The sequence below is a fragment of the Variovorax sp. 160MFSha2.1 genome (assembly GCF_048305075.1).
Lineage (GTDB): Bacteria > Pseudomonadota > Gammaproteobacteria > Burkholderiales > Burkholderiaceae_C > Variovorax > Variovorax guangxiensis.
Genome location: NZ_CP157624.1, coordinates 2619288 through 2636576, shown reverse-complemented (window position 1 = coordinate 2636576; position 17289 = coordinate 2619288). Strand labels below are relative to the sequence as shown.

Genomic DNA, 17289 nt, shown 5'->3' with positions numbered 1-17289 from the left:
GACTGGAACCCATGCAGCAAGCACCTTTCTCATTCTCCCTTTCGCGCAGAAGCCTGCTGCTGGCCGCGCTCGCATCCGGCCCGCTGGCCGCATGGGCGCTGCCCGAACGCCGCCTGCAGTTCCCGCGCGACTTCGGCAGCCACCCCGACCTGCGCACCGAGTGGTGGTACATCACCGGCCACGCGAAGACATCCGCCGGGCGCGAGTTCGGCTACCAGGTCACCTTCTTCCGCTCGCGCGTCGAGGCCACGCAGGGCATGCGCTCGGCCTTCGCAGCGAAGCACCTGGTGTTCGCGCATGCGGCCGTCACCGATCTCGAAGGCCGCGTGCTGTTGCATGACCAGCGCATCGCGCGCGCAGGCTTCGGCGTGGCGGAGGCCTCGGCGGACGACACCGACGTGCGCATCCGCGACTGGTCTCTGGCACGCGAAAACGGCATCTATGTCGCGCGCATTCCGGCAGGCGAATTCGCGCTCGAACTGCGCTTCACGCCCACGCAGCCTGTGCTGCTGCAAGGCAACGCCGGGCTCTCGCGCAAGGGGCCTGAAGAATCGCAGGCCAGCTATTACTACAGCGAGCCGCAGCTCAAGGCCCAGGGCAGGCTCACGCTCAAGGGCCAGCCCTTCGACGTCGCCGGCACCGCCTGGCTCGACCACGAATGGAGCGAGGCGCTCATGCACCCCGAGGCCGTGGGCTGGGACTGGATCGGCATGAACCTCGACGACGGCAGCGCCCTCACCGCCTTCCACCTGCGACGCAGCGACGGCAGCGCGCTGTGGGCCGGCGGCTCGTTTCGGCCGCGCGATGGCGCGGCGCGGATCTTCCGGCACGACGAGGTCAGCTTCGAGAGCCTCGCCACATGGATCAGCCCCCGCACGCAGGCGACGTATCCGACGCGATGGCGCGTACGGACGCCCGCCGGCAACTTCGAAGTGCGCGCCCTGCTCGACGACCAGGAACTGGACAGCCGAGGCTCCACTGGCGGCGTGTACTGGGAAGGCCTGAGCGACCTGGTCGATGGGCAGGGGGAGCGACTGGGACGGGGGTATCTGGAGATGACGGGCTACGCGACGCCGCTGAAGCTGTGATACCCCAGTACCCTGGGCAGCGCCGCGTGCTACCGCGCCTAATGCCAGTTAGCAGCAATGACTTGCGTCAAGTTGCTTTGGTAGTTGGCTGGCAGCGTAGTCTGGCCTGAGGCTGGCGACGAGAAACTTGCCATGGCTTGGACGAGGTTCTGCACTTGGCTATCCATCAATGTCCTGCCGCCGACCGACTTGAACTCCTCTACCTGATACTGACTGCCTAGGTACCAGTTGCTGACAATCATCTTGTCTAGGGTTCCGATCAGACTGATTTCCAAGTCATTTGATGTTCGACGGAACCACAGCTGATTGATATCGACGGAGTCATCGAAGAGCACGGCGTCCTTGTTCCCGACCGTTGTATCGTTCTCGACGATGCGATCGACGCCATAGCCTCGCCTCATCAGGTAGATGTCGTTGCCAGCACCGCCCTCCAACACGTCATCGCCCCCCGCTCCATCCAGCACGTCGGCTCCGGCGCCCCCGTACAGCGAGTTGGCTTGCTCGTTACCGATCAGGGTATTGTTCAGGTCGTTGCCGGCCAGCACCGTCGCGCGGTCCAGTAGCACGCCCTTTTCCACATTCGCCGCCAACGTAGTGTTCACACTCGTATAGACAGTGTCGTATCCGCCGTCCACCGCCTCCATCACCGTATCGCCGAGGTCGTCGACATAGTAAGTGTCGCTACCGGAGCCGCCCGCCATGCTGTCAGCCCCTTGCGCACCGTCCAGGGTGTTGTCACCTGCGTTCCCAGTCAACACGTTCGAAAGCTCATTGCCTGTCGCGTTGATGTTGCGCTTGCCGGTCAGCGTGAGGTTCTCCAGGTTCTTGCCCAGCGTCCAAGAAACGGAAGACTCGACAGTGTCGATGCCGGCATCGACATCTTCATGGATCGTATCCAGTTGGTCATCAACGACATAGGTATCGTTGCCCGCTCTGCCCGCCATATCGTCTGCCTCGGCTCCCCCGTCCAATCGGTTGTCGCCGGCGTTGCCCAACAAGCGATTGCGCTGACCGTTGCCGGTCGCATTGATGTTCGCGGTGCCCTCGAGCTCGAGTACTTCGACCTCGTCCGGCAAGCTATAGCTCACGCTAGATCGTACGGTGTCGTAGCCGCCACCTGGCAGTTCGTTGACGGTGTCGCGCACGTTGTCGACGATGTACGTGTCGTCTCCGGTACGGCCGGTCATGCTGTCCGCGCCTTCCATGCCATTGATCGTGTTGGCACCCGCATCGCCTGTCAGCACATCGTTCCCGCTCGTACCCGCGATGGGCAAAGGCTGCGCCGGTCGAGCGGCAGTCGCTGCGGAAGCGCCAGTTCCCAGTAGCGCAGCACCGGGCACTGTGACACCGCTCGCTTTCAAAGCAGGCAGCGACATCGGCGTCGCGTCCGGGCTCCCGGCGAAGATGAAATGAGCGGCTGTAAGGGCCGCAGGTTCGACGGCAAAGAGTCCGACCGAGACCAGCGACTGTCCCGGCGCCTCGGCCAGCACGCGCGTGATGAACTTGCCGTTGATGTTCATCGCCTTGTTGATCTTGAGCTGGCTGAAATCCTTGATCCAGGCAAACTGGCTCAGGTCGATCCTGTCCGCCGCCAGTTCGAAATCCGCGATCAGGTTGCTGGCGCCCATGTCGCTGCCCATGAAGCTCATCGACCTCGAACCGCCGCCACCCGCCGCAACCACGAAGCGGTCAGCTCCGGCTCCGCCTGTCCGCGTGCCTGCACCTGCCCGCCCCGTCGAATACGAAACACGACCTTGGTCACCATCCAGCACGAGAACATCGTCTCCGGCGCCGCCATTCAAGGTATCAACCGCCCCACTACCCAGCAGCCTGTCGTTGCCGTCGGTGCCCAGCGAGGTGGTGTTACCGCCACCACCAAACGGCAGGGCGGTGTCTTGGAGCCCGACGCCCTTGCTCTCGACGCCTTCGCCCAATTTTTGACCTGCCTTCTGCCAAGTTTGCAGCGCTGCCGGTGAGGCAAAGAACCGCAGCTGCGCCCCACCGAGCTGATCCACCTGCCGATTCCGCACGAGCACACGCTGGCCGTCGCCCAGGTCCAAGCGGACGTCTGCCCCTACCTGAGTGCGAGCGAGCGAGGCGAAATTCATGTTGCCGAAGCCCACCAATGCAATGGCTTCAGGAGCATCCGCGCTGTCTCCCACTCCGAAGTCGACAATCTCGTCCCGCGACCCTGCATCCTTGCCGATGACGAAGAGATCGCTACCTTCTCCGCCCGTGAGCACGTCGTTGCCTTTGCCGCCGTCCAGCGTGTCGTTGCCGCCGCCACCGCTGATGACATCCGCGCCACGCCCCCCTATCAACACGTTGCCCAGCCCGTTCCCCATCAGGATGTCGTTGCCATCACCGCCGATCGCAGCCTCGATGTCGCCGCTTAGGACCTTCAGCTCCCGTCCCGCGATGGTGCTGGTGCTCCCACTGAGCAGATTGATCGTGCTGTCGCTCGTTACGGCGCTGGCGTTGATGGTGTCGATTCCACCATTGCTGTCCACCAACATGCTGGGGATCTGAAGCGTGGGTATCCGGATGCCGCGGACGAACTGCTCCTTGCTGCCGAATTCATCGGTGTAGACATACACATCGTCAGGGCCGGTCTTCTTGCCGTAGAGATCCAGCTTCCAGCTCTTGAGCGTCCCGGAATTCCCGGCGGTTGCGTCGATGACCTGCAATTTCCAGTCGCCCGCGCTTTGTTCCCCTCGCACATGAGTCGTGTTGAAGCTGAAGCTGAGTGGACCCGACGACGCATTTCCCAGGTCGGTGGCCGCACTCCCCGGCGCCTTGTCGGGCCGGTTGACCAGAATGCTCTCGGTTCCTCCGGGAGAAATCAGCTTGATGATCAGATCGCCCCAACGCTGATGATCCAGGTCGAGCGTGACTTGCGCACTCTCGACCTCCAGGCCGGCTCCCACGGAGAGGATGCGCGTCAGAATGCCGGCACCATCGGGAATCGCAGCGCTCAGGGCGCCGCTGGAGGCACTTGCAACGAACTCGTTCGCGTACGTGTTCTGCTCCTCGATCCAGGATTCGGCCATCCGTACCGCGGCACGGGCATCGAGCTTGCCGAAGCCGTAGTCGTGGCTGACATGCATGCCCCCGCCATTCCAAGTCTTGGCACTGTTTGTGACCCAGTCGGTGCCATTTGGATCGTCCACCTTCGTGGCCGTCATAGCCAGGATGGCCTGTATGTCGCGGTAGCCAAGTGATGGGTTGGCTTCGAGCATCAGGGCTATGACCCCAGACACGATCGGTGCCGCGAAGCTTGTGCCCTGGCTGGTGCCGTAATTGCCTCCGAAGGTCGAGCCGTTATCCCCGATGAGTTCGCGACTGGTCGAACCAATGTTGCTGCCAGGTGCCGACACCAGGATGGAGGCGCCCGGGTTGCTAAAAGGCTTGCTCCCCTGTTGCAACGTGCCCAGATCGCCCGGCGCGTTGATGCTGCTCGCAACGATCACAGCCCGGTTTGCGGTCAGTGCGTTGTAGTTGGTGTTGGCGCCCGTCGCGCGATCATTGCCACCGGCCATCACGATTGCCGTGCCAAGCCCGTTTCGACCGCGGGAAATGGCCTCAAGAATCCCGGTTTCGACGGTGCCTGTTGGAACCACATTCAGCCCGAAACTCGTGGAAGCACCCCACGAGTTGTTGACCACGTCGAAATTCTTGAACTTGGCCAGTGCATTGGAGATTTCCTGGCCGAGTTTGCCGACTTCCAGGCCTTCGCCCTGGATGTAATGACCCGCGAGCGTTGCGTTGTAGGCCACACCGACGCCGCCCTCGCCATTCCGCGCTGCGACCATGACGCCAGCCACCATGGTCGCATGGCTGCTGAAGGTCTGGGGCGTGTCGTTTCTCCCATTCGCGTCCAGCGTGTTCAGCCAAGCCTTGTCGACATTGGGCTGAAGATCCCGGTGACGGTAGTCGAACACCTCGGGCCCCGCACTGAACGCACCGCCTGGCTCGAACTGGCCGATTCTGACGCCCTTGCCGGTGTAGTCCTTCCACACAGGCATCACGTTGACATCGCTCAGGTACCACTGCTCTACAGCCAGCGGGTCCCTCGGCAGGTCATCCGTGTGCAGGTAGACAGCAGCCTTCATAGACTCCGTCTGGCCAGTGGTGCCATTGCTCACCTCCGTGGAATGCCCCTCGGCATCCTTCACCTTGTACTTGAACCCCATCACTCCGGTGTAGTTCGGATCGGGCGTGAAAAGCACGTCACCACTGCCGGTGAGTGCGACGGTACCGCCCTTGGCGTCCAGAACCTCGGTGATGCTGAGTTGATCGATTCGGCTGTCCCAGTCGCGATCGTTGATAAGCAACTGCGTTCTGGACAGCAGGTGAGCGGCGGTTCGACTCAGCGCCTGCCCTGCGGAGTTGACGGTCAGAACATCCTTGACCGGCAATGGACTGCCAATGGTCAGGTCGACGCGGTTGACGTCGGCGAAGCTCAGTTTCTCGATGCCAATAAGTGTGTCGGCACCATCACGGCCGGTGCGGGTATCTACCACGCGATAGCGGGCACTTCCCTTTGCACTGTTGAGCTTGGTAATGCGGTAGTCAGCATAGCTCCCGGCGTATTGGGCAACATCGATGCCATCGCCGCCGTTCAGGCTGTCATCGCCCCCGCCACCGATAAGTACGTCATTGCCCGCGCCGCCACTCAGGGTGTCATCGTCCAGGCCGCCGTCGAGCACATCGTCACCCGCACCGCCTATCAGTTTGTCACGCCCGCGATGGCCGCGAATCAGATCGTTGCCTGCACCGCCATCCAGGGTGTCATCGCCATCCTCGCCCGACAGCACGTCATTGGCAGCACCGCCGATGATCACGTCGCCCCCCGCGCCGCCACGCACAACCACGGTGGAGTGGCCTCCCCCTATGAAGACATCGTTTCCGACGCCGCCGATGGCCATCTCGATGTTGCTCTGACTCAGGTTGAGCGAAACACCTTGAGCGCCCATCACCTGGGCAATGTCGAAGCCATCACCGCCATCGACCCGCTTGTCTGCCGCGTCGAACAGCAAAACGTCGTCTCCGACGCCGCCAAGAAGGGTATCGGCGCCCGCGCCGCCAGCCAACCAATTGTTGCCAGCATCACCCGCCAGTAGGTCGCTGCCAGCCCCACCGGTGAGATTGCGCACCTTGAGAGACGCCGCATCGAGGATTTCGGCGATGGCAGCATTGGTGTTCTTCGACACATAGGCCGTCGTGGCAGCCGCGCCCCCGACAGCGCTCTCCGTGACAACGGTGACGGAGCTACCCTTCTCGTTCTGTGTGACGGTGCTGCCTGCAGGGTTGGCCAGGAAGTTGGCCGCGATGGCTTCCCTGCTGATGCCGTTTTGCGTGAAGGTACCCCGGGCCAAGACTTCGTTGCCATCGCGCACTTCACCGCTCTGCGCGACAGCCGACAGATTGATCGCAGTGATGCCCAGTTCGGCAAAAGTCTTCAGTTCGCCCGCATCGGTCTTGCCGTCGTGGTTGGCATCGACCCAGACACGCAGGTTATTCCAGGCCGCATCTTTTGCGGTGAACTGGTCGTCGGCGTTGCTGTCGAGGCTCCGGAGGGCCGCGAAGCCATTCGCATACGGCTTGGTGCCGGCAACGCCGCCGGAACCGGTCACGCCGTTGTAGTACTCGCTCAGCGTCTCGCTGATGTTGTTGATTTTTCCGTCGCCATTGAGGTCGTGCACGACGATCCCGTCCTGCGCACTGACCCAGCCGGTTTGCTCCAAAGAGCCGCCGTCGTTGTCGGCGTCGAAGAGGACGGGGGATGTCCCGGAGTCGGTGAGCTTTACGCCGTCGCCGTTCAGGTCCAGCAGCAAGGGGTCTGCGGGAAAGAGGTTGAAGTTGAAGGCCGACGCATTGTTCAGGCTGCTGCCGAAAAGACTGTAGTCGACAGGTCCCGCCAGGGGGTCGATGTTTCCAACACCGCCGGTATTGGAGAACGGCAGGCCCAGACCACTCGATGCGTTGATGTTCAGACCGAAGTTGAAGTTGCCGGGCCGCAAACCATCCGTGATCGCGTAGCTTGCAATGGCCTGGTTGCCGACGGCGGTATTGACGTTCCAGAAGTTGCCAATACCAGCGGTATAGCTTCCGCCGGTGACCAAGTTATTGTTGGCGCCGCTCGGGCCTGAACTCGTGCTGAACGGTGTCCTTGTCTCACCAGCCACTGGCGTCGTGGTTGCCGTATTCAGGACGGCAGTGTTGATCTCAGTGCCGTTGGTCTCAGGAGCAATGCGCACACCATTGGCATCAAACTGCTGAACTTCAACGTGTTCTGGCTGCATTGCGCCCGGCAGATACGTGCTGACGGTCGAAATGCTCCCTCCTCCCTTCATGGCAACAATCTCTGTACGGCGGATCAAATTTTGATCTGCATCGAAGAGTTGAATTGACTCTCTGTCGGTGTTGTAGTTGACGCTGTCCATCAGGGTCGCGCCGCCATCCAGATTGCTAGTGGTGACCTGAGAATTCGGTCGAGGGGCTGGGGCATACAAGCCGACAGCGGTTCTGGGGTCGTAATTTTTCGTCACGGTGCCGCCCGGAATCGTTGCGGTCACCGACCAGTAGCCGTTGTTGTCCTGTGAGACGCTGGTGATTTCTTTTTCTTTGAAACCAGACCATGCTTGCGCGAATATTTTCATATTTTGTTCGAAATATGAAATTCCACCGGCGCCAGTGGAAGTGATTTGATCTAGGTACGCATCCTTTGCTCCGAAGGCGGCCTTATCGAATTTTTGAGCAGCAGTCAAGGCAGGGTCGGCATAGGTTTTTGCCAGCAAGGAGTCCAAGATTGAGCTTTGCCCAACGATGAACGACAGTGGATCTATGGTCAAGGTTCGGCCGCTTATAACGAATTTCTTTCCTTGCAATTGCGAATCAGCCAGCGCTTCAAAAGCAACAGCGCGTCCTTCGACGACTCCTCGGGCCACGCTATAGTCCCCCGGGCTTCTGTAATCCTCTATCCGGGGAATTCCGATGGAGGGATTTCGGTTGTCCGCGTCATGCTGTGTTTCGTGGCCGCCTTCGATCGCAATGTACAGCGAGTTGGCAAAAATATTTGCCGGCGTACCTGTGCGAAAATAGTCTTGCGAAATATATATCCCAACAGTCCCGAGATTGGGGTCAAAAGAAATTCCTGGCCTGGTGGCAGAGATAATATACGGCGTATTGGCGGCAGCTGCTGCCTCATATTGTGTGGTCAATGCCGGTGACGCATTAATGATCTGCATGTGAAGCTCAGTCCACTTGGCGGCAGGTTGCGTTACTTCATTCTCCACCTGAAAGAATGGCTTTCCGTTAGCCATTTTCATGTTCAAGGACACGGTCATATTAACTACTCCTGATTAAAGATTTCCGTCGCTTCAATTCTTTGCAGGCAACCGGTCGAGCCACCTATATATAAAGTAATTGATTGCTCCGAATTTTTATATATTTTTGAGATTCTGTATTGCCCAGGCCAATCTATTGGGCGCGCGGCAAAAAGAATGTTTTCTGGAACATATTTAAATGGCTGCATGAATATTTCCTCAACCCTTTCATACTCCGTGCAGCCTGGCGCAGGAAATCCAACGCTTATGACTTTTCTTTTTTTATCTACATCTCTTTTATTTAGCCCGGCCATTGACCCGCCGAATGCGCCTTCGTCCATTTTTATTGCCTCGCCAGTGCCATAGCCAAACTCGCTGGGGTCATTCCTGTTTATTGGGAATCGCGTAAATTTGTATCCAATCCTTCGCCAATAGAATTCAGGATTTCCCAGAACTCCCTGATCAAGGCCATCTTTCAGTGCAGAAAGGAGGTCTTCGGTGGTCTGGACTTTGGGCGGGGGGGCTTCTCCAGCCAACCAGGATCTGCCCGAGGCACATCCCAGAAGTACTCCCGCCAATCCGATGCAAATCGTTTTGCCAATCTTTTGATAGATATTCATAATTAAATGTTGTTTGACACTAGCGCTCCCTCAAGCTTTCGCTCGTTGCCCGCTGAACCGGACTCAGCAGGAATTCGATGATTCGCCGCTTGCCCGTTTTGATCTCCGCCGTGAGATTCATCCCTGGAGACAGCCTGATCGGCCTGCCATCCACATCGATCGTCGTCGAGCTCAGGCTGAGCGTCACCGGGAAGATCGCCCCGCGCTTCTCGTCATTGACCGCATCCGCCGTCACCGTCTTCACGGTCGCGTTCACCGTGCCGTAGCGCGTGTACGGGAACGTCTCCAGCTTGATCGCCGCTTCCTGCGTCGGACTCACGAAGCCGATGTCCTTGTTCTCCAGCGTCACCTCGGCCGTCACCTGTGCCCCATCGGGCACGATCACCATCAGGGGCTGCGCTTCCGTGACCACCCCGCCTTCGGTGTGCGCGGCGAGTTGCTGCACCGTGCCCGCCACCGGCGCCTTGAGCGTGGTCAGGCGCTCCCGCTGTCCCGCCTTGGCCAGGTCCTGCGTGCCCTGCTGGCGCTTGAGTTCGGCAGCAGCTTCCCGCGTCCTCAGGCTGTGCTTGGTCTCCGCGATGTAAGCCGCCCTGGTGTTCTCGCTTTCCCTCAGCGTGGCATTGGCTTCCGCCAATCTCGCCCGCTGCGTCGCCAGATCCCGCTCCATCTCGATGCGCTCGCGCGTGCGGTCCTGGTTCGCATGGCTGGACATGAAGCCCTGGTCCGCCAGTTGGCGGAAGTCGGCCTCCCGCTGTCTTGCGATGGGGAGGGTCGTTTCCAGCTTGGTGACCACCTCGCGCGCAGTCGCGATCTCGGCCTGACGCCGGTTGATCTCCGCCGCCGCCTTGGCCAGCTTGGCCGTGATGTCGCTCCACTCGTCATTTAGCTCCGCGCGGGCTGAACTCACGTCTTCATCGGTCCACCCTGACGGAATGTCCTTGCCCAGATCCGGAGCATGCGGCTCAGCGGCGTTCAACGCCTTCAGGAGTGCTCGAGTGCGCATTACCTCGGATTGGGCCGACTTCAGCAGCTCGTGGACGTTCGTCCTGTCGGCCGTGGCCATCGTGGGATCGAGCTCGACCAGAGATTGGCCTGCCTCCACATGGTCTCCGTCCCGCACCAGCACCCGCTTGACCACGCTCACCTCCAGTGGCTGGATGATCTTGGTGCGCTCGCTCACGATGATCTTGCCCGGCGCTACCGCCACGATGTCGACCTGCCCGAAGATGGACCAGGCCAGCGCAATGAGGAATAGTGCAATCAGCGCGTAGGCCAGCCGCCTTGGGGCTGGGTGCACGGGGGTGTCCTGCAGGCTCAGTGCTGCAGGCAGGAACGCCGCCTCATCGGCCAGGCGCTTCGGGCCGGCCAGTTCGTGGCGGAGCTTCCAGGCGGCCTTGAAGATCGCGCTGTAGCGGCCCAGCAGTTCGAAGACTGGGTGGCGAACGCTGGGCGCATTGGCCGCAGGAGCAGTGGTGGAGACTTCTGGCGTCATGCGGGAGCTCCTATGCCCTTCGAGCCTTCCGTCTCCGTCGGATGCCCACCACCCTGCATGTTCCACAGGTGCGCATAGATGCCCTTGGGCCGGTTCAGCAGACTCTCGTGCGTACCGCCTTCGACGATCCTGCCCTTGTCCATCACGATGATGCGGTTGGCATGGCGTACCGCACTCAGGCGGTGGGCAATGATGAAGACCGTGCGCCCCCTGCAGATGTGCGCCATGTTGCGCTGCACGATGGCCTCGCTCTCGTAGTCCAGCGCGCTGGTGGCCTCGTCGAAGATCAGGATGCGCGGGTGAGTGAACAGCGCCCGGGCAATGGCGATGCGCTGGCGCTGCCCGCCGGATAAGGAGGCCCCTTGCTCACCGACCATGGTGTCGTAGCCCTCGGGCAGTTCGCTGATGAACTCATGAGCCCCCGCCAATTGGGCCGCATGGATCACCGCATCCAACGGTGCCGCCGGATCGACGACGGCGATGTTCTCGCGCACGCTGCGGTTGAAGAGGGTGTTCTCCTGCAGCACCACGCCCACCTGCCTTCTGAGTTGGGCCGCATCGATGAGGCTGATGTCGATGCCGTCGACGAGCAGGCGCCCTTGCTCGGGCGAGTACAGCCGCTGGATGAGCTTGGTCAGTGTGCTCTTGCCCGAGCCCGAGCGCCCGACGATGCCGATGACTTCGCCGGGGCGCACGTCCAGGCTGACGCCGTTGAGCACGGGCGCGGCCTCGGGGCGGTAGCGGAAACTGAGGTTGTCCAGGGTCACGCGCCCCTTGAGGGCGGGTAACTGGGCCGCGGTGCTTGGCGGCACTTCGGTGCGGGTATTGAGGATGTCGCCGAGCCGGGCCATGGAGATGCCGGTCTGCTGGAAGTCGGTCCACAGCTGGGCCATGCGCATGATGGGCTGCGACACGCGCTGGGCGAACATGTTGAAAGCGACGAACTGGCCCACCGTCAGGTCGTTGTTCATCACGAGGTGCGCGCCGTACCAGAGGGTGGCGGCGTTGACGAGCTTGCCGATGAGGTTGAAGCCCTCGTGCGCCCAGCTCGCGAGGTTCTGGGTGCGGAAGCTCGCGGAGATGTAGGCGGCGAGCTGGTTGTCCCAGCGGCGCCCGAACGCAGGTTCGAGCGCGGTGGCCTTGACGGTCTGGATGGCGCTGACGGTTTCCACCAGCATGGCCTGGTTCTCCGCGCCGCGTGCGAACTTCTCGTCCAGGCGCCGGCGCAGGATGGGCACCACCGCCAGGCTCAGCCCGAAGTACAGCGGCATGCTCGCGAGCACGATGAGCGTCAGCGGCACGCTGTAGAACAGCATGACGGCGATGAAGACGATAGAGAAGACGACGTCCAGCAGCACGGTCAAGGCGTTGCCGGTCAGGAAGCTGCGGATGTTCTCGAGTTCGCGCACACGGGCGACCGATTCGCCGACGCGTCGGGCCTGGAAGTAGGCCAGGGGCAGTTGCACAAGGTGGCGAAACAGCCGTGCCCCGAGCTCGACGTCGATGCGATTGGTTGTGTGGCTGAAGACGTAGCTGCGCAGGCCGTTCAGGAGCGATTCGAAGACGACCACCACCAGCAGGCCGACGACGAGCACGTCCAGCGTGGTGAGGCCGCGGTGCACGAGCACCTTGTCCATGACGACCTGGAAGAACAGCGGGCTGACCAGCGCGAAGAGCTGCAGGATGAAGGAGATGAAGAGCACTTCACCGAGCAGCTTCCTGTGCTTGACGAGGCTGGGGACGAACCAGGAGAAGTCGAACTTGGCGAGTTCGCCTGCCAGGCTTGCGCGGCTGGTAATGAGGATGAGTTCGCCTGTCCAGTGCGCGGCGAAGACTTCCAGGGGCTCGATGACGGGGCGGCCGTTCGAGGAAGAAGGGTCTTGCAGCAGGACGCGTTGGGCATCGCACTGGGCGAGGATGACGAAGCGTTCAGCACCATCTTCTCCACGCAGCACCGCCAATGCGGGCAGCGGCGTCAGCGACAGGCGGTCAAGTGTGGCGCGGGAGGACTTGGCCTTCAGGCCCAGGTGCTTGGCTGCGCGCAGCAGCGTGGGGGTGTCGACAGCCTCAGCGGATGCAAGACCCAGCTGGTGAGTCAGCAGCGACGCATCGGCTGCGATCTGATGGAACCGCGCGAGAGTGCAGAGCGCAATAAGAGACTCCGTCGCCCTAGGCGGCGGCTCTTTTCGTGCGGAACTCGGATGCGTGCCTGCCTGTAGAGCGGCCCCAGTCAGCGCCTCTATCGTGCCCGTCATTAATCCCTCCCAATGCTGAACTCTGCGGTTTCACATAGGGGAAGATAGCGTGGCTGTCTGCTTTTTTTAGAAGCGGCTAAGGAATTTGGGGTTTATTGAGTCAAAAACAACGCAATGTTAAATCGAGAGACCTTCGTGACTCAAATTGTCTTTACAGAGACTTTTATGAACACGGAAATCAATCGCGATTTCTACAATTCATGAATGACTTTGGCTGAACTCGTCTACTGCCGCAATGATTGCCGGAAGATTGGAAATTAGCATCTCACATATTTTATCTTCAAAGAAATTCTCTTGCACTCATTTTTTTAACCAATCAAAAAAGATGATTAAAGATGGTTGCGTATCATCATGTAGCCATGACTATCGCTTGACCATATTCGTACTCCCTCTGGCAATTTGCAATCGCCGGCACGCTGCCAACTCACGCATTTAACGCAATCAGAGATTGGGTGTTTTTCCCGCCGTCAGCGCTTCAAGGCGGTTGATTGTCTGGATGACCCCCAAGCTGAACAGCCGCGGCGCCAACGGGCTTGTAGTGAGATGACCGCATACGTCGCGCCGCTGAAGCTGTAACTGTTGTCGCCATGCGCGGCAGCTGACAACCGAACGCCTCCTACATGCGTTGGGAAAATTTCCCATAAATAATCACCCGACTCAGAGGAGCCCCCATGAAAACCCGAATCGCACTGCTGGCCGCGGCCGGCGCGCTCTCCATCCTTGCGAGCCCCCTGGCTGCCAACGCGCAGGTCTCGGTCAACATCAACGTGCCCGGCCTCGTGATGACGGCACCTCCCCCGCCGCGCTACGAGCCCCTGCCCCCGCCCCGCGGCGGCTTCGTCTGGGTGCCGGGCCGCTGGATCTGGGACGGCCGCGCCTATGCATGGCGCGCGGGCGGATGGCAGCAGGAGCGCCCGGGCTACGTCTATGCGCCCGGCCGCTGGATCGAGGATCGCGGCGGCTGGCGCTGGACCGAAGGCGACTGGCGCAGGCGCGAGGCTTACCGTGAAGCGCGACGCGAACGCGAGTGGGAAGAAGACCGCCGCCATGACCGCTACGAGCGCGACCACCGGCACGGCCATGATCGCGACCGCGGCGAGTATTTCTGCCCCCCCGGGCAGGCCAAGAAGGGCAACTGCTGAGGCCCTGATCACCGCGCCGCAAAACGGAAAAGGGAGCCCGGACAGGCTCCCTTTTCGTTTGCAGTCGGTTTCTTAGCTTCTTACTTCGTCCGTCGCCGGTCGATGAACGCGATGATCTCGCCCATGATCCCCTTGCGGAAAGCCAGCACGCAGATCACGAAGATCAGGCCCGTGACCATCGTCACCGACTCGCCCAGCGTGTTGAACCAGTCCACCGTGGTGATGCGCGCGAGCAGGTTGCCGAGTTCGCCGATCTTGTTCTCCAGCAGCACCACCACCGCCGAGCCCACCAGCGGACCCGAGAGCGTGCCCAGGCCACCCACCAGCGTCATCAGGATGACCTGGCCCGAGGCGGTCCAGTGCACGTCCGATAGCGTGGCAAAACCCAGCACCAGCGTCTTGAGCGAGCCGGCCAGGCCCGACAGCGCCGCCGAGATCACGAAGGCCAGCAGCTTGAAGCGGCTCACGTCGTAGCCCAGCGAGAGAGCGCGCGGCTCGTTCTCCTTGATGCCCTTCAGCACCTGCCCGAAGGGCGAATGGATGGTGCGCACGATCAGCAGGAAGGCCACGACCACGATGACAAGCGCCACGTAGTACATGGTGAGGTCGTTCGACAGGTCGATCACGCCGAACAGCTTGCCGCGCGGCACGCCCTGCAGTCCGTCCTCGCCGCCGGTGAACTTGGCCTGAAGCGCGACGAAGAACATCATCTGCGCGAGCGCCAGCGTGATCATCGCGAAGTAGATGCCCTGGCGGCGGATGGCCAGCACGCCGAAGACCCAGCCGAGCAAGGCGCCGGTGAGCGTGCCCGCGATCAGCCCCAGCTCGGGCGTGAGGCCCCAGACCTTGATCGCATGGCCCGCCACGTAGGCCGAGCCGCCGAGGAATGCCGCGTGCCCGAAGGAGAGCAGACCGGTGAAGCCCAGCAGCAGGTTGAACGCGGCCGCGAAGAGCGCGAAGCACATGAGCTTCATCACGAACACCGGGTAGGCGCCGAAGAACGGTGCCAGGACCAGTGCGAGCAGCAGCAGCGCGTAGACGACGGTGGATATCTTTTTCATGTTCATGCCGTCCGCCTTATTTTTCTTTGCCGAACAGGCCGGCCGGACGGATGAGCAGCACGATGACCATGATCACGAACACGACGGTGGAGGATGCCTCCGGATAGAAAACCTTGGTGAGCCCCTCGATCACGCCGAGCCCGAGGCCGGTGAGGATCGCTCCCATGATCGAGCCCATGCCGCCGATCACGACCACGGCGAACACCACGATGATGAGGTTCTGCCCCATCAGCGGCGACACCTGGATGACGGGCGCGGCGAGCACGCCGGCGAAGGCGGCGAGCGCACAGCCGAAGGCGTAGGTCAGCGTGATCATCAGCGGCACGTTGACGCCGAAGGCCTCCACCAGGCGCGGATTCTCGGTGCCGGCGCGCAGGTAGGCGCCGATGCGGGTCTTCTCGATCACGTACCAGGTGGCGAAGCACACCACCAGCGACGCCACCACCACCCATGCGCGGTAGTTGGGCAGCACCATGAAGCCGAGGTCGGTGGCGCTCGACAGCGCGTCGGGCGCGTCGTAGGGCAGGCCCGAAACGCCGTAGATCGAACGGAACACGCCCTCGATCAGCAGCGTGAGGCCCAGCGTGAGCAGCAGGCCGTAGAGGTGGTCGAGCTTGTAGATCCAGCGCAGCAGCAGCCGCTCGATGAGCACGCCGAAGATGCCGATGACGACCGGCGCGGCAATCAGCATCACCCAGTAGTTGATGCCGAAATACTCCATGGCCATCCACGTCAGGACGGCGCCGAGCATGAACAGCGCGCCGTGCGCGAAGTTGATGACGTTGAGCAGGCCGAAGATCACCGCCAGCCCGAGGCTCAGGATGGCGTAGAAGGAACCGTTGACCAGCCCAAGCAGGAGCTGGCTCAACAGGGCGGGAAGGGAAATGTTCATAGAAAGTTCAGGACACCACTGGCCGTTTCTTCTTTTTCGCGGGGGCCGCCGCGCACGGCCGCCCGAAGCGGCCGGCCCGCCCCCCTTGCAAAGGGGGGTTGGCGAAGCGACACGCAGTGCGCGCAGCCTGGGGGGTTACTTCCATAACGCGCACTTGCTCTCGGCTTTGGTCGTGAAGACCTCTTCGCCCTTGAGCTTCTGGACCACCTTGTAGTAGTCCCACGGCTGCTTCGACTCGGCCGGCGACTTCACCTGCACCAGGTACATGTCGTGCACGAAGCGGCCGTCCGCGCGGATGCTGCCCTTGGCATAGAAGTCGTCGATGGGGGTGGACTTGAGCGTTTCCATCACCTTGTCGGCATCGACCGTCTTGGCGGCCTGCACGGCCTTCAGGTAGGTCATGGTGGCCGAGTAGTCGGCGGCCTGGATGTCGGTGGGCATGCGCTTGGTCTTCTCGAAGAAGCGCTTGCCGAAGGCGCGCGTCTTGTCGTCGAGGTTCCAGTCCCAGCTGGTGGTCAGCAGCAGGCCCTCGGTGTTCTTCAGGCCCAGGCTGTGCACGTCGGTCACGAACACCAGCAGGCCGACCATCTTCATGCTCTTGGTGATGCCGAATTCCCGCGCCGCCTTGATGGCGTTCTGCGTGTCGCCGCCCGCATTCGCGAGCGCCAGCACCTGCGCCTTGGAGTTCTGCGCCTGCAGCAGGAACGAGGAGAAGTCGGAGGTGTTCAGCGGATGCTTCACGCTGCCCACCACGGTGCCGCCCTTCTCCTTCACGACCTTGGAGGCGTCTGCTTCCAGGGCCTGGCCGAAAGCGTAGTCGGCCGTCAGGAAGTACCAGCTCTTGTCGCCGCGCGCGATGACGGCGCTGCCCGTGCCCTTGGCCAGCGCGACGGTGTCGTAGGCGTAGTGCACGGTGTAGGGGCTGCACTGCTCGTTGGTGAGCGCCGAGCTGCCCGCGCCGTTCACGATGAACACGCGCTTCTTCTCCTGCGCCACCTTGGCCATGGCCAGGCCGGTACCCGAGCTGGTGCCGCCGAACAGCATCGTCAGGCCTTGCGTGTCGATCCACTCGCGCGCCTTGGAAGCGGCGATGTCGGCCTTGTTCTGGTGGTCGGCCTGCAGCAGCTCGATGGGCATGCCGTTGACCTTGCCGCCGAAGTCGTCGATGGCCATCTGGATCGCCAGCGCCCCGTTCTTGCCCTCCACGTCCGCGTACAGGCTCGACATGTCGGTGATGAAGCCGATCTTGACCTTGTCCTGTGCCTGAGCGGCTCCCACCGCCACGAGGCAGGTGGCGGCAAGGCAGGCGGAGGCAATGAGCGTGCGTTTCATGGCTTGATCCTCGTGATGACTTCGGTGGAAGGAAAGAGGGAAGAGAAAGGAGAAGGAGAACCCGGACTGCCGCGTCAGG

9 protein-coding genes are annotated in these 17289 nt (G+C 61.7%); 2 read left to right on the top strand and 7 right to left on the bottom strand.

What is annotated here, in order from left to right:
* The first annotated feature begins 11 nt into the window (after window positions 1-11).
* Window positions 12-1088, top strand: a complete 1077-nt coding sequence (locus tag ABL838_RS11720; protein WP_418125417.1) for a lipocalin-like domain-containing protein — start codon at window positions 12-14, stop codon at window positions 1086-1088.
* Window positions 1089-1126: 38 nt separating this feature from the next.
* Here ABL838_RS11720 and ABL838_RS11715 read toward each other — a convergent pair whose 3' ends face one another.
* The 4 genes from ABL838_RS11715 to ABL838_RS11700 are packed head-to-tail and all read right to left on the bottom strand — an operon-like array spanning window position 1127 to window position 12783.
* Window positions 1127-8437 carry a S8 family serine peptidase gene (locus ABL838_RS11715; RefSeq protein ID WP_418125416.1) on the bottom strand — a complete coding sequence of 2437 codons (7311 nt, stop codon included), beginning with the start codon at window positions 8435-8437 and terminating at the stop codon, window positions 1127-1129.
* A 5-nt stretch (window positions 8438-8442) separates the two neighbouring features.
* Window positions 8443-9036 (bottom strand): hypothetical protein, encoded by a 594-nt coding sequence (locus tag ABL838_RS11710; protein WP_418125414.1) that lies wholly within the window; start codon window positions 9034-9036, stop codon window positions 8443-8445.
* 19 nt (window positions 9037-9055) lie between these two features.
* Complete coding sequence (locus ABL838_RS11705; protein WP_418125413.1) at window positions 9056-10528, bottom strand: HlyD family type I secretion periplasmic adaptor subunit; 1473 nt, start codon at window positions 10526-10528, stop codon at window positions 9056-9058.
* Window positions 10525-12783, bottom strand: coding sequence for a type I secretion system permease/ATPase (locus tag ABL838_RS11700; RefSeq protein ID WP_418125412.1), 2259 nt, complete (start codon window positions 12781-12783; stop codon window positions 10525-10527). The genes ABL838_RS11705 and ABL838_RS11700 overlap by 4 nt, the downstream gene beginning before the upstream one ends.
* Before the next feature lie 671 nt (window positions 12784-13454).
* On the opposite strand from ABL838_RS11700, the gene ABL838_RS11695 reads away from it, so the two are divergent.
* Entirely contained in the window at window positions 13455-13925 is a 471-nt protein-coding gene (locus ABL838_RS11695) for a hypothetical protein (protein WP_418125411.1), read from the top strand.
* Window positions 13926-14005: 80 nt separating this feature from the next.
* On the opposite strand, the gene ABL838_RS11690 is transcribed toward ABL838_RS11695, so the two are convergent.
* The 3 genes from ABL838_RS11690 to ABL838_RS11680 form a co-directional block, all read right to left on the bottom strand.
* Entirely contained in the window at window positions 14006-14992 is a 987-nt protein-coding gene (locus ABL838_RS11690) for a branched-chain amino acid ABC transporter permease (protein ID WP_418125410.1), read from the bottom strand.
* A gap of 10 nt (window positions 14993-15002) precedes the next feature.
* Window positions 15003-15878, bottom strand: a complete 876-nt coding sequence (locus ABL838_RS11685) for a branched-chain amino acid ABC transporter permease (protein ID WP_184636566.1) — start codon at window positions 15876-15878, stop codon at window positions 15003-15005.
* 135 nt (window positions 15879-16013) lie between these two features.
* Window positions 16014-17210, bottom strand: a complete 1197-nt coding sequence (locus tag ABL838_RS11680) for an ABC transporter substrate-binding protein (protein ID WP_418125409.1) — start codon at window positions 17208-17210, stop codon at window positions 16014-16016.
* Window positions 17211-17289: the final 79 nt, after the last annotated feature.